Origin of the sequence: Seonamhaeicola maritimus, assembly GCF_008056315.1 — a bacterium.
Lineage (GTDB): Bacteria > Bacteroidota > Bacteroidia > Flavobacteriales > Flavobacteriaceae > Seonamhaeicola > Seonamhaeicola maritimus.
Genome location: NZ_VRKQ01000016.1, coordinates 19,448 through 32,632 on the forward strand (window position 1 = coordinate 19,448; position 13,185 = coordinate 32,632).

General features: G+C 32.7%; 9 protein-coding genes. 3 read left to right on the plus strand and 6 right to left on the minus strand.

Translation table 11 applies throughout. The annotated features are described in order from the left end of the window. Positions 1-44: 44 nt before the first annotated feature. From dnaN to FUA22_RS14085, 3 genes are all read left to right on the plus strand, one after another. Positions 45-1,163: a DNA polymerase III subunit beta gene (gene dnaN / locus FUA22_RS14075; protein WP_147769239.1), complete on the plus strand. Its 1,119-nt coding sequence runs from the start codon at positions 45-47 to the stop codon at positions 1,161-1,163. A 73-nt stretch (positions 1,164-1,236) separates the two neighbouring features. After that, entirely contained in the window at positions 1,237-1,611 is a 375-nt protein-coding gene (locus FUA22_RS14080; protein WP_147769240.1) for a nuclear transport factor 2-like protein, read from the plus strand. Between the two features lie 216 nt (positions 1,612-1,827). Next, the gene (locus FUA22_RS14085) at positions 1,828-5,079 is read left to right on the plus strand and encodes a S41 family peptidase (protein ID WP_147769241.1); all 3,252 of its coding nucleotides are present in this window, start codon (positions 1,828-1,830) and stop codon (positions 5,077-5,079) included. A gap of 168 nt (positions 5,080-5,247) precedes the next feature. Here FUA22_RS14085 and FUA22_RS14090 read toward each other — a convergent pair whose 3' ends face one another. The 6 genes from FUA22_RS14090 to bshC form a co-directional block, all read right to left on the minus strand. Beyond that, complete coding sequence (locus FUA22_RS14090) at positions 5,248-5,475, minus strand: DUF3820 family protein (protein WP_147769242.1); 228 nt, start codon at positions 5,473-5,475, stop codon at positions 5,248-5,250. Positions 5,476-5,563: 88 nt separating this feature from the next. Beyond that, on the minus strand, positions 5,564-6,100 hold the full coding sequence (locus FUA22_RS14095; protein WP_147769243.1) for a DUF922 domain-containing protein: 537 nt from the start codon (positions 6,098-6,100) through the stop codon (positions 5,564-5,566). Positions 6,101-6,174: 74 nt separating this feature from the next. Beyond that, on the minus strand, positions 6,175-8,091 hold the full coding sequence (locus FUA22_RS14100; RefSeq protein WP_147769244.1) for a PBP1 and LysM peptidoglycan-binding domain-containing protein: 1,917 nt from the start codon (positions 8,089-8,091) through the stop codon (positions 6,175-6,177). 243 nt (positions 8,092-8,334) lie between these two features. After that, on the minus strand, positions 8,335-9,870 hold the full coding sequence (gene guaA, locus FUA22_RS14105; RefSeq protein WP_147769245.1) for a glutamine-hydrolyzing GMP synthase: 1,536 nt from the start codon (positions 9,868-9,870) through the stop codon (positions 8,335-8,337). A 62-nt stretch (positions 9,871-9,932) separates the two neighbouring features. Beyond that, positions 9,933-11,303: a pyridoxal phosphate-dependent decarboxylase family protein gene (locus FUA22_RS14110; protein ID WP_147769246.1), complete on the minus strand. Its 1,371-nt coding sequence runs from the start codon at positions 11,301-11,303 to the stop codon at positions 9,933-9,935. Positions 11,304-11,412: 109 nt separating this feature from the next. Next, positions 11,413-13,011, minus strand: a complete 1,599-nt coding sequence (gene bshC / locus FUA22_RS14115) for a bacillithiol biosynthesis cysteine-adding enzyme BshC (protein ID WP_147769247.1) — start codon at positions 13,009-13,011, stop codon at positions 11,413-11,415. Positions 13,012-13,185 lie beyond the last annotated feature (174 nt).

Here is a 13,185-nt window from a genome sequence, read left to right on the forward strand (position 1 = left end):
TTTGTAGATAGCATTATTCAAAAAATTAAATTCAGCATACATACATGAAATTTATAGTATCAAGCACGTATTTATTAAAACAACTACAGGTTTTAGGTGGTGTTATTAATAACTCGAACACCTTACCTATTTTAGATAATTTCTTATTTGAATTAGACAATAGCACGCTTACAGTTTCTGCTAGTGATTTAGAAACTACTATGGCTTCAACACTAGATGTTGAAAGTGATAGTACGGGTAGTGTAGCTATTCCTGCTCGTTTATTACTTGATACTTTAAAAACATTTCCTGAGCAACCTTTAACTTTTGTTGTTGAAGAAAATAACACCGTTGAAATTAGCTCTAATCATGGTAAATATGCTTTGGCTTACGCCGATGGAAACGAATTCCCAAAAGCTGTAGCACTTGAAGACCCAAGTAAAACTGTTGTCACTGGTGATGTACTAGCAACAGCTATTAGCAAAACCATTTTTGCTGCAGGAAATGATGATTTACGTCCAGTAATGAGTGGTGTATTTTTTCAGTTCTCTCAACAAGGATTGACCTTTGTGGCTACAGACGCCCACAAATTGGTTAAATATACACGTGAAGATGTGAGTGCTAACCAAGTGGCTGAATTTATTATGCCTAAAAAACCTTTGAATTTATTAAAAGGGATTTTAGCTGCTAGCGAAGATGAGGTAAGCATTGAGTACAATGAATCTAATGCAAAATTCACTTTTGAAAATTCGGTTTTAATCTGTCGATTAATTGATGGGAAATACCCGAATTACGAAGCGGTTATTCCGAAGGAAAATCCAAATAAATTAGTTATTGATAGAACGCAGTTTTTAAATTCTGTTCGTCGTGTTAGTATTTTCTCAAACAAAACCACACACCAAATACGATTAAAAATTGCTGGTGCTGAATTAAATATTTCGGCTGAAGATATTGATTATAGTAACAAGGCAGAAGAACGTTTAACCTGTGATTATCAAGGTGACGATATGCAAATTGGTTTTAACTCACGTTTCTTAACAGAGATGTTGAACAACTTAGGTTCAGATGAAGTGCAATTAGAAATGAGTATGCCAAATAGAGCTGGTATTTTAACACCAATTGATGGTTTAGATGAAGGTGAGCAAGTGACCATGCTCGTAATGCCTGTGATGTTGAATAATTAAGATTTAATTCGCAATAATATATAAAAAGCCTATAACTACTGTTATTGGCTTTTTTTTGATTAATCAAATAACAATGACTCAAAAAGAAATCTCAAAGCAATATCTCAATTTCTTAGAACAAGGAGATTTAAATGGCATATTAGAATTATTTTCAGAGAATGGTTTGGTTAGTTCTCCTATTTATGGAACTAAAAAAGCATCAGTCTTTTACAAAGAACTATTTAATGATACTAATAATTCCAAATTAAGTTTAAAGGGTGTTTTTGAAGAAGCTGAAACAAATAAAATTGCCATTTACTTTAATTATAAGTGGACTTTGGCAGACAAATCAGTTGTCACCTTTGATGTTGTGGATATTCTTGAATTCAATTCTAAAAACCAAATTGAGCACTTGCACATCATATATGACACGGTAAAAAGTAGGACTTTACAAAAACAACAGAAATAAAATTGTTATTAAAATATTAAGCAGTAACCTTTATTAAATGTTGCTGCTTTTTTTGTTACAAAAAAATGAATTATTGACCATTTTGGTTCTTAATAATTTGTCTTCTCTTATAGGTAAACTAGACGGCTTAAGCATATTATATTTCGTAAATTAGTAGCTCAACCAATATACCTCGCAAATTTATACTTGCAAGTAGGTATAAAACATTTAAACCAGATGAAAAAAATTCTATCGTTAATCACACTTTTATTCGTATTAACTAGCTTCTCACAAAACAATCCGCTTTGGTTAAGATATCCTTCAATATCTCCTGATGGCAATACAATTCTGTTTAATTATAAAGGTGATATATATAAAGTTCCTTCCTCTGGTGGAATGGCCGTTCCTATGACTTTATCAGATAGTTATGAATTTAATCCTGTATGGAGTCATGATGGAAAACAAATTGCTTTTGCATCAAATAGATATGGTAATTTTGATGTATTTGTTATGTCATCAATCGGTGGAGAAGCTAAAAGACTTACCTATCACTCTAACAACGAAGTACCAAGTGATTTTAGCACAGACAATAAAAACATCTTATTCTCTGGCCTTAGGCAAGATTTACATACCAATGTTCAATTCCCATCTGGTGTAATGGCAGAACTTTACAGTGTACCCGCTTCAGGTGGCCGTGTCATGTTAGAGCTTACTTCTCCTGCTCATAACGCCACTTATAGCTCCGACGGAAAAACAATAATCTTTCATGATAGAAAAGGGTATGAAAATGATTGGCGTAAACACCATACCTCTGCTGTAACCAGAGATATTTGGTCTTACAATTTAGAAAACAAGTCTTATAAACAACTTTCAAGTTTTAACGGAGAAGATCGAAATCCAATATTTGATAGTAATAATATTGATTTTTATTACTTATCTGAAGAAACTGGGGCTTTCAATGTGCACAAAAGCTCTATAGAAAACCCGAATCAAAATGAAGCATTAACGTCTTTTAGCAAACACCCTGTAAGGTTTCTTTCTTCATCAGATAATAATACATTGTGCTTTAGTTTTGATGGTGAAATATACACAATGGCCCCTAACAATGCACCTCAAAAAGTAAGCATTGAATTAAACTATGATGGTCGTTCAACATTAGAAAAAATAGTACCTGTTAACAGCAATTTTACTGAAACCCATTTATCATCTAACGGTAAAGAAGTTGCCTATGTATTTAGAGGGGAAATTTTTGTTAGTAATATTGAAAACGGTAGCACAAAAAGAATTACTAATACGCCTTACCAAGAACGAAGTGTTAGCTTTAGTCCAGATGGTAAATCTTTGGTTTATGCTGCCGAAGTGAATAACAGTTGGGGTATTTATGAAACCTCCATTGTAAGAGAAGATGAACCTTATTTTTACGCTTCCACATTATTAAAAGAAAAGGTTATAATCCAAACCGGTAAAGAAGAATTTCAGCCTTTATACGCACCCAATGGTAAGGAAATAGCATATCTAGAAGACCGCACAACTATTAAAGTTATAAACCTAGAATCTAAAAATACTAGAACGGTTGTACCCGCTAAACATAATTATTCTTATGCAGATGGTGATATGTGGTTTCAATGGTCCCCAGATAGTAAGTGGTTACTTTTTCAATTTGGACAAGAAGAAAGTATCATGCAAGAGGAAGTTGGTCTTACTAAAGCTTCTGGTAAAGGAGAAATAAGAAATTTAACTCAGAGTGGATATTTTGATTTTGCTCCAAAATGGTCTTCAGATGGTAAAATGATGACTTGGGTTTCAACAAGACAAAGTGCAAAAATGGAAAATGGACGCCCCAATGAGATTGATGTTTTTGCAATGTTCTTTTCCAAAGAGGCATTTGATAGATTCAATTTATCTAAAGCCGATTTCGACCTTTTAAAAGACATAGAGAAAAAGGAAGATGACAAAGGTGACCAGGATAAATCTAATACTAGTTCTAAAAAGAAGGCTAAAAATAAAGCTGACGTTGCAAAAAGTAACGATACTAAAGACTTAATTTTCGACTGGAATCATATGAGAGATCGTAAACTAAGGTTAACAACACATACTTCTAGAATTAGTGATTGGCTGCTCTCAAAAGAGGGTGATAAACTATATTACTTATCTAGGTTTGAAGGAAAAAATGACCTTTGGGTATCCGAATTAAGAAAAAAAGAGAATAAACTATTTGCAAAATTAGGAGTTGGTAATGCAAAAATGATCTTGTCGAAAGATGATAAATTCATTCTATTAATAGCAGATGGAAAGCTTAAAAAAGTAAACATATCTGATGCTAAAGTAAAATCAATAAATACCAAAGGTGAAATGGTGTTAAAACAATCAGAAGAACGTAACTACATTTTTAATCATAGCTGGAGACAACTAAGAGATAAGTTTTATGTTGAGGATCTTCAAGGTGTAGATTGGGCATTTTACTATGATGAATACAAAAAGTTCCTTCCTCATATTAATAATAATTATGATTTCGCAGAAATGCTTAGTGAAATGCTTGGTGAAATGAATGCATCTCATACCGGTAGTGGATATCGTTTCAATAACCCAAACGGAGATCAAACATCTTCCTTAGGCATATTATATGATTATAGCCATTCTGAAACTGGGGTTAAAGTAGCTGAAGTTTTGATAGGTGGTCCAATGGATAAAGCAGCATCAAAAGTTAGAGCTGGACATATCATTGAAAAAATTGATGGACAAAAACTTTCAGTAAACTTAGATTTTTATCAATTGTTAAATAGGAAAAAAGATAAGTATGTTTTACTATCTATATTTGACCCTTCTAAAAACACACGCTGGGAAGAAGTTGTTAAACCTATTTCATTAGGAGCAGAAAATCAGATGCTTTACAAAAGATGGGTAAAATCAAGACGTGCTGAAGTTAGCCGTTTATCTGGAGGTAAATTAGGCTATGTTCATGTTAGAGGAATGAATGACCCAAGTATGAGAGTAGTAATTGAAGACGCACTGGGTAAACATCTAAGTTCTGACGCCTTGGTTGTAGACACTCGATTCAATGGAGGCGGTAATCTTCACGACATCTTATCGGATTTTTTAAACGGTAAAAAGTATATGGAGATCATACCCCATGGTCAATACGTTGGACATCAACCAAGAAGCTTATGGGTAAAACCATCCATAGTGGTTATGGGAGAAAGCAATTACTCTGATGCTCATTTGTTCCCCGTGGCTTATAAGATAAAAGGTATTGGAAAGACTCTAGGAATGCCAGTTCCAGGCACTGGAACCTTTGTATGGTGGGAAACTCAAATAGACCCAACTATATATTTTGGAATCCCAATGGGAGGATGGAGACCAATAGGTGAACCTTTTTTAGAAAACAACCAATTAGAGCCAGATATTAAAGTTCATAATGAGCCTGGTATAATGGCAATAGGTCGAGACCAACAAATTGAAGAAGCAGTTAAAACTTTATTAAAAAATTAAAATGCTACTTTGTTTTATGTTATAGAAAAGTGATTCATTTCACTTTGCTCAAAAAACAGCATAATTAGAAATAGATATTATATTATGGGCTTTGGATTATTTTATAATCAAGTTTGGCTTAAAGCTTTATAGAAGAAGTTAAATATATCTAAATTTGGAGTTTCATCATTACTTCGGATATTGCTTTTGAATATTTCTAATTAAATATTCTAGTCCGTTTAATTTCAACTCATAAACCTGCTTAAGCATATCACCTAATTTTCCTTTAGGAAACCCTTTGTTATTATACCAAACCACATAATACTCCGGTAAATCTATTAAATAACGGTCTTTGTACTTTCCGTATGGCATTTTAGTATGAGCCAGTTTAATCAAATAGTTTTTGTCAGGGAGCATTTATGATTGCTTATAAAACACTTCTCTTTACTAAAATTCTTGCTACCTCTACTTCGTCAGCAACCAAGAAGTTTATTCTGAGTAACGTTTAGTTTGATTTGTATTTTGAATACTTTTTAAGCTCTAGCTTAATATACCCTTCCCATTTTGATTGAAATTCGATACTTCTTGAATGATTGGTTTCATCATCATATTTATCCTGCATCATAGCTAGTTCCTTATTAATAGTTTTATGAAGATTTTGTAATTCTTCCTTAAGGCTTTTTGATATTACAATTTTACTAATTCTATACCTAAACTTTCTAGCAAACAATTCGGTTATATTAAAATGAAGTTGCTCATGATTTAAAACATGAATATTGGCTCTATCTGGTTTATACCAAGATTTTTTTGGATAAAAATGAGCATTTACATTCGTTTTAAAACTTACTGCCCTACCATTAGTTTGTTTTATTGAAAACCCAAATGTAATTCCAGAAGCTGTCGTAGCCACAGCACTAGAATATATATCTGGTTCTCCTTTAAAATCCGACCATGTTAATTTATAAGTATCATTCCAAGCAATAACTGGCTCGTCATTCTTGACACATAAGAAACAGCATAATAAAAAGACTAATCTAATCAAAATAATAAGTAGGTTTTAATTCAAGTTAATCTTAACCAAAAATAAGGATAAAATTAAACGGTTATTCTAAATTCTTATTGTTTTACTTCCACAATACTCAAATCTTGGTACTTCACTAGATAAGCTATATTGTTATAATAACCTCCAAAATTTTTCTTTTTGTAGGCAAACTTATTTTCTACATATTCAGTAACTTGGGCATTGTTTACTGATAAGTAGAGATCTTCCGAGGATACTAAACGTAATACAACGTCCATGGTTAAATCGAAACCTTTAACAGCACTTTTGTTAGGGGTTATATGATATTTATTTTCGTAATTCTTCACAAACAAATTGTTTTCAGAATAACTTTTAGAACTTGTAGCATAATGAAATTGCAATTTTGACAAATGTTCATTAGAAATCTCATCGCCTTCAAAAGCTTTATTAAAATTAGTCGTAACCAAAACAATATCTCTTTGCTCTATATTTTCTTCTTCATTCTCCTCTAGAAACAAGGAAGCCAAAATACTGGTAACGTTAGAAGCAAAACCAGAGTCTCTAGTTTCAAGAAACACAATATTGTTACCTGGCTTTAAAGCATCTTCTATATCTTGTCTACCAACAAAATACTTATCTCCACCTTCTTCATCCTTTCTAGAATACACTTGTTTTGCAGCAATAAATTCTTGCCTTAAGCTATTTGAAATTGCTGCGTGTTTTGAGTCTGAAATAATAATAATGTTACTCAACAAGGTATCTGTTTTCACAAAGTTAATTACCCTGTTTTTTAGTAAATCTGTGGATGCTCTAGATTGAAAAACATTATCATACAGTTTTAATTTTGAGCCTATTGGAGAAACTATGGGAACATGATACTTTCTCAATTCTGAAGCTGCCTTTTCAAAGGTTTTTGAAGTTAAAGGCCCTATTACAACATCAACATTTTCAAAATCATTATCATCAATAATTTGAGCTATTTCACTCACTTGGTTTTTGGTGTCATACACATCTACTTTAAGCGAAACACCCAAGGTTTTTAATGAATCTATAGCCATTAAAACACCAGAGTGAAAATCAAGTGAAGTATTTAAATAAGGATCTTTTTTTATGCTTCTTTTTGTTCCAGAAATAGAGTCATAATCTACTCTGTTTAACCTAAAAGGAAGCATAATTGCAATATGCTTTGTAGTATAATCTGAGATACTATCAACTAAACTAATTCTATCTTCTTCCTCTACTGAAATAGCTTCATTAAACGGTATTTTTAAAATCATCCCTGATTTTAAACCACCTTCTTTTAATTCTGGATTTAAGGCTTCTAATTCAGATTGTTCTAAACCCAATTTCAATTTTAACCGGTAAAAACCTTCTTTAGGCAAAACTTTATAATAACTGTATTGGTCGTCTATTACTTTCTCAATCTCATTAGCAATATTCGGCACAATTATTTCCTGTCCTTCTTTTAAAACATCACCCATTTCAGGGTTTAATGCTTCTAATTCAGCAATGGTTATTCCAAATTTATAAGCAATGCGCCATTTCCCTTCTTTTGATTGTACTATGTAGGTTTTATTGGTTTCAAACTCTTCTACAACCTCACTTGTTTTAAAAATTGGAATTTGTAATTTATCACCTTTTCGCAGTGGATTAGCATATAAAAACTTATTATGTTTTTTAATCTCATCCTCCTCAACTCCATACTTTTTGGCTAAACTATAAAGTGTTTCTTTTCGTTTGGTTTTGTGCGTTTTAAAGCCTTGTAACTCTTTAACAATCGTAGTCTTAATTTGAACTTTAGACTTCGGAATTATTAAAATAGTATTTGGTTTTAAACCTTGTTTTGCCTCTGGATTTAAAGTATAAATATCAAAAGGGGTAACATAATAGCGCTTAGCAAGACCTTCAACGGTTTCACCTTTTTTAACTTTATGTGTACTATAATTCTGCGCTTGAACTACGCCAAAGCTGAAAAGACATAGAAAACAAAAAATGGAAAAGAATTTAGTCATTTTTACTTGTTTGTTTTTGCGTTAAGGATGACAACTACATCCTTTTCTTTATTGTTTAAATCATATAGTATGCCAAAAAGAAAAGATACAGTTTATAACTTACCAAATTTTAAACTCACGTAAATATATACGATACTTTGTAATATTAAGATGACTTAAATATTATAAATAGCTTAAAAATAATGGAACGCCTACTTATTTAATATAATATTTTGACACGCATTATTTAACAAAGTCACCGAACTACTCCCATTCAATGGTTGCTGGTGGCTTTGAGCTAATGTCATAAACTACTCTATTAACGCCTTTTACTTTGTTTATTATATCGTTTGATGTTTTTTGAAGAAACTCGTAAGGCAAGTTTACCCAATCTGCAGTCATGCCATCTGTACTTTCTACAGCTCTAAGCGCCACACATTTCTCGTAAGTACGCTCATCTCCCATAACTCCAACACTGTTTACTGGTAATAACATAGCTCCTGCTTGCCAAACATCATTATATAATCCCCATTCTTTTAATCCATTGATAAAAATATGATCTACTTCCTGAAGAATACGAACCTTTTCTGCAGTAATATCGCCTAAAATACGAATACCTAAACCTGGACCAGGGAATGGATGGCGACCAAGAAGCTCAGGGTCAATTCCTAAAGTTTTGCCTACCCTTCTAACCTCATCCTTAAAAATAGCTCTTAATGGCTCCACTATTTTAAGTTTCATAAAATCTGGCAAACCTCCAACATTATGATGACTTTTTATAGTTGCTGAAGGACCACCAGTTGCCGATACACTCTCAATAACGTCTGGATATATAGTTCCTTGAGCTAAAAAAGTAACATTTTCTATTTTATGGGCTTCATCATCAAAAACTTCAATGAATGAATTACCTATTGCTTTACGTTTTTTCTCAGGATCTTCAATACCTTTTAAAGCATCAAGAAAACGGCCTGAGGCATCTACACCTTTAACATTAAGCCCCATACCTTCATACTGATTCAATACATTTTGAAATTCGTTTTTACGAAGCAGTCCGTTATTAACGAAAATACAGTACAAGTTTTTCCCAATAGCTTTATTTAATAAAACAGCCGCAACAGTTGAATCTACACCACCTGACAAACCTAACACTACTTTCTCATTTCCAACTTTTTCTTGAATGGCTTCAACCGTTTCTTCAATAAACGAATCTGGTGTCCAATCTTGATGTAAACCAGCTATACTAACTAAAAAGTTTTCTAATATTTGTTTTCCATCAGTGGAATGATATACTTCAGGATGAAACTGAATAGCGTAAGTTTCTTCGCCTTCAATTCTATAAGCTGCATTCTCTACATCATGCGTACTTCCAATCAAAACACCATTTGTTGGTAATTGTTTGATGGTATCTGAATGACTCATCCAAACTTGACTTCCTGTATGAATATGAGCAAAAAATGGCTCGTTACCCTTTATAAAAGATAAATTAGCGCGACCATATTCACGTGTATTAGAAGGAGCTACTTCACCACCTGAAAAATGGGCTAAATATTGTGCACCATAGCAAACTGCCAATAATGGCTTTTTACCTCTTATATCTGATAAATCAGGATGTAAAGCTTCATCTCCTCTAACTGAGAATGGGCTACCTGAAAGTATAACAGCCTTATACTCTTCTACGTTTGATGGAATCTTGTTGAATGGATGAATTTCGGAGTAAATGTTGAGTTCCCTAACTCTACGTGCAATAAGTTGAGTGTATTGCGATCCGAAGTCTAAAATAAGTACCTTGTCATGTTGCATGCGCAAAAGTAACAATTGATTTTATAATGACGAATTACGATTCTTTATTTTTTCAACAATTTTTAAACCATTGAATCTAAGATAGCTTCAATGTCTTTTTCTGTGGTATCCGGATTGATAAAACAGAATCGGGAAACGGTTTCAAAACCATCCCTAGTTTTCCATTTTGTTGGTGTTACCAATGCAAAGCCTTTCCTGTGATTCTCATAGGTCCAATGCCTGTAATCATCTGGCTTCCATCCTACTCTTCTGTATAGCACACAAGACAAACTTGGGTCTCTCACCAATTCTACATGTGGCTTATCTTTAATCAACTTACCAGCTATTTGAGCCAATTCTATACCACGTTCTACAGCTTCTTTGTATTTATCAGTTCCGTGTGTTGCTAATGAAAACCATAAGGGCAAACCTCTTACACGTCTAGTCAATTGTATTTGATAATCAGTTGGATTAAATCCGTGCGCACCTTCATCTTTAAAAATCTCTAAATAAGAACCTTCTTGAGAATGTGCTTTTTTAGCCAATTCAGGGTTCTTATAAATCACCGCGCCACAGTCATATGGTGAAAACATCCATTTGTGTGGATCTATAGTGATACTATCTGCTCTTTCTATACCATTAAATAAATGCCTTACAGAATCTGCCACTAAAGCACCACCTCCATACGCGGCATCAACATGAAACCAAAGGTTTTCCTTTTCACAGATTGCTCCAATACCATCTAAATCATCAATAATTCCTGCGTTAGTAGTTCCTCCGGTAGCTACAACAGCAAACAATCTTTTACGTTGATGGGCTGTTAACAAATCTATACATTCTTGTAATGCCGCACCATACAAAACATCTTCAGTATCTACCAATAAAATATCAACATCAGCAACCTTTGCCATTGCTTTAATAGATGAATGTGCACCAATAGAAGTGATAATCAAACCTTTCTCTCCTTTAAAAGCATCATCCTCACGCCAAAATTCTCTTGCAGTAACTATTGCTGATAAGTTAGCCGCTGTACCACCGCTGGTAAATACACCAAAAGCACCCTTGGGCAACCCTGTTAAGGACACAATCCATGACATGGCTTCATTTTCGCAAAAGATACCTCCAGCACCTTCCATCCAGTATGCACCATGAATACTAGATGCCGATGTTATCAAATCAAACATAATAGCAGCCCTTGTAGGAGCTGCTGGCACAAAAGCCAAATGTCTTGGATGATCTATTGGAACAGTTGCTTTTGATAGGTGTTTTCTCCATAATTTAAATGCATACTCACCACCAACACCCTCAGAAGTAATTGTTTCTCCCACTAATGCTTTTAACTCTTCAGATTTTTTTGGTTTCCCAATCTTACTTTTGGTAGCAGAAACCCTATCTATGGTGTATTTCATGACATCCATAGTCATTTCAACCAAATCTATGTCTATTTTATGCATTGCTGAATTTTTAAATAACCGCTTGCAAAGTTATGATTATCTAAATAAAAAGACTGAATTTATAAGAATCTTTTAACTGTGAAAATCAATTATTTTACATCGAGAGATTCTATAGTGTCAGTATAGAAAATTCACCATTTAACGGTTTCAAATTTTCAATAAGTTTTGGAATTAGTGATTGACCATATTCCAAATAAAATTCTGAGAAATTAGTATTGCGTTCTTGCAAACTACTATTAGGAAACAACTGATTTTGAAGTTCTGTCATTCTTGAAACTTGGTCTGACAGAACTTTCTTTTGTGCCTTTAACAATCTTTTTTCTAAAGTTTCTAATCCTTTAAGTTGTTTAACTTCCTGTGCCTTAACAGCTCCTAAAAACGATTTATCGGTTTGTTCTGCCAAAGAATATAAACCTTCAAATTGTTTCTTTAAATGATTTTTTTGTTCAGAAAAGTCTATATCAATGTTTGATATTTCCCTGACCTTTTTATTTATAAAGGCATCTCGTTTTAAAAAGATATCTTCTTTTGAAATATTTAGATTCTGAAGTTTTTTAGACTGACTTTTAGTCTTAATCAACGCCGAATTCCTCAATAATAATATAGGAAACGGCACTTTAACCGCTTCAAAAAACGATTTTAACTGAAACCAATAGGCCAGCTCGCCACCCCCACCTATATAACATAGATTTGGTAAAATAACCTCTTGATACAATGGGCGCATAACTACATTAGGAGAAAACCGTTCTGGGTGCTCTAAGAGCACTTTTTGTATCTCACTCAAACTCCAAGAAATATCAGTATTTAAGACTTTATAAACCTCATCTTCAAAAACGATACGCTCTCGTAAATTCTCATTTAAATAAAAAAGATTAATTTCTCTTGGGTTAACTTGAATATTATATGATTGAGAGAGGTTGCTATTTGTTTTAGATATCTCATTAAATGATGTTTGATGCACTAATTCATTCTCAATAAAAGGTACAAATAACCGCTTCAATTCTTTATCATTCCCATCAATTATTACTAATCCGTATGCCTTAAAAAGTTCATTTGCTAAATATCTCGTTGCATCAGTTAAGTTATTATGTTGTACATATGCATTTTCAAACAATTGTTTTAAGGTCTCTGCATTTCTACTTAGTCCAAATTCACCATTTATTACTTGTAAAATGTCATTTAAACCGTCTGTAGACAACTCCCCAACAGCACCTTGAGATGCTTTATTCCATTGAATCTTTTTTCCTTTAAAATTGAAATAATTAATTTCATCAAAATCATGATCTTCAGTAGCCATCCAATACACAGGCACAAAATTATAATCTGGGTATTTTTGTTTCAATTCATTTGAAAGATTAATGGTAGATACTATTTTATAAAGAAAGTAAAGTGGGCCTGTAAACAAGTTAAGCTGATGCCCAGTAGTAATTGTAAATGTTTTACTCTCCTTTAGAATTTTAATATTTTCAAGTGTTACATCAGAAGCTTCAACATTTTTATATTGTTTATTTAATACAGATGTCAAAATCTTTCTATTCGAATCTAAAACAATTTGAGAACGATGTTTCTCTTCAATTTGAGACTTAAAATTATCTATATTGGGAAACCTATTGTAATAAGCTTGTAATTCTGGTTTTTCGGTTAAATAGTCACAAATTAAAGAGGAAAAATAACCGGTTTTTTTAAATGAAATAGTGTCTAATGACATAGGTGCACTTAAATTTAATTGTAAAGATACATTTATTACATTTTGAATTTCTAAAAAATAAGTTAAGACTTAGTTCGGTAACCTACCCCTAGACCAACATCTTTTGAACTAATTTAACTAAAAAATGGTTATACTAAATAAATGTTAAACCCTAGAAACTCACTGGGCTTTTGT

Bases quoted from the DNA above. Each gene is read 5' to 3' on its own strand.
- dnaN (WP_147769239.1), top strand. From the start codon at position 45: ATGAAATTTATAGTATCAAGCACGTATTTATTAAAACAACTACAGGTT.
- FUA22_RS14080 (WP_147769240.1), top strand. From the start codon at position 1,237: ATGACTCAAAAAGAAATCTCAAAGCAATATCTCAATTTCTTAGAACAA.
- FUA22_RS14085 (WP_147769241.1), top strand. From the start codon at position 1,828: ATGAAAAAAATTCTATCGTTAATCACACTTTTATTCGTATTAACTAGC.
- FUA22_RS14090 (WP_147769242.1), bottom strand. From the start codon at position 5,475: ATGCTCCCTGACAAAAACTATTTGATTAAACTGGCTCATACTAAAATG.
- FUA22_RS14100 (WP_147769244.1), bottom strand. From the start codon at position 8,091: ATGACTAAATTCTTTTCCATTTTTTGTTTTCTATGTCTTTTCAGCTTT.
- guaA (WP_147769245.1), bottom strand. From the start codon at position 9,870: ATGCAACATGACAAGGTACTTATTTTAGACTTCGGATCGCAATACACT.
- FUA22_RS14110 (WP_147769246.1), bottom strand. From the start codon at position 11,303: ATGCATAAAATAGACATAGATTTGGTTGAAATGACTATGGATGTCATG.
- bshC (WP_147769247.1), bottom strand. From the start codon at position 13,011: ATGTCATTAGACACTATTTCATTTAAAAAAACCGGTTATTTTTCCTCT.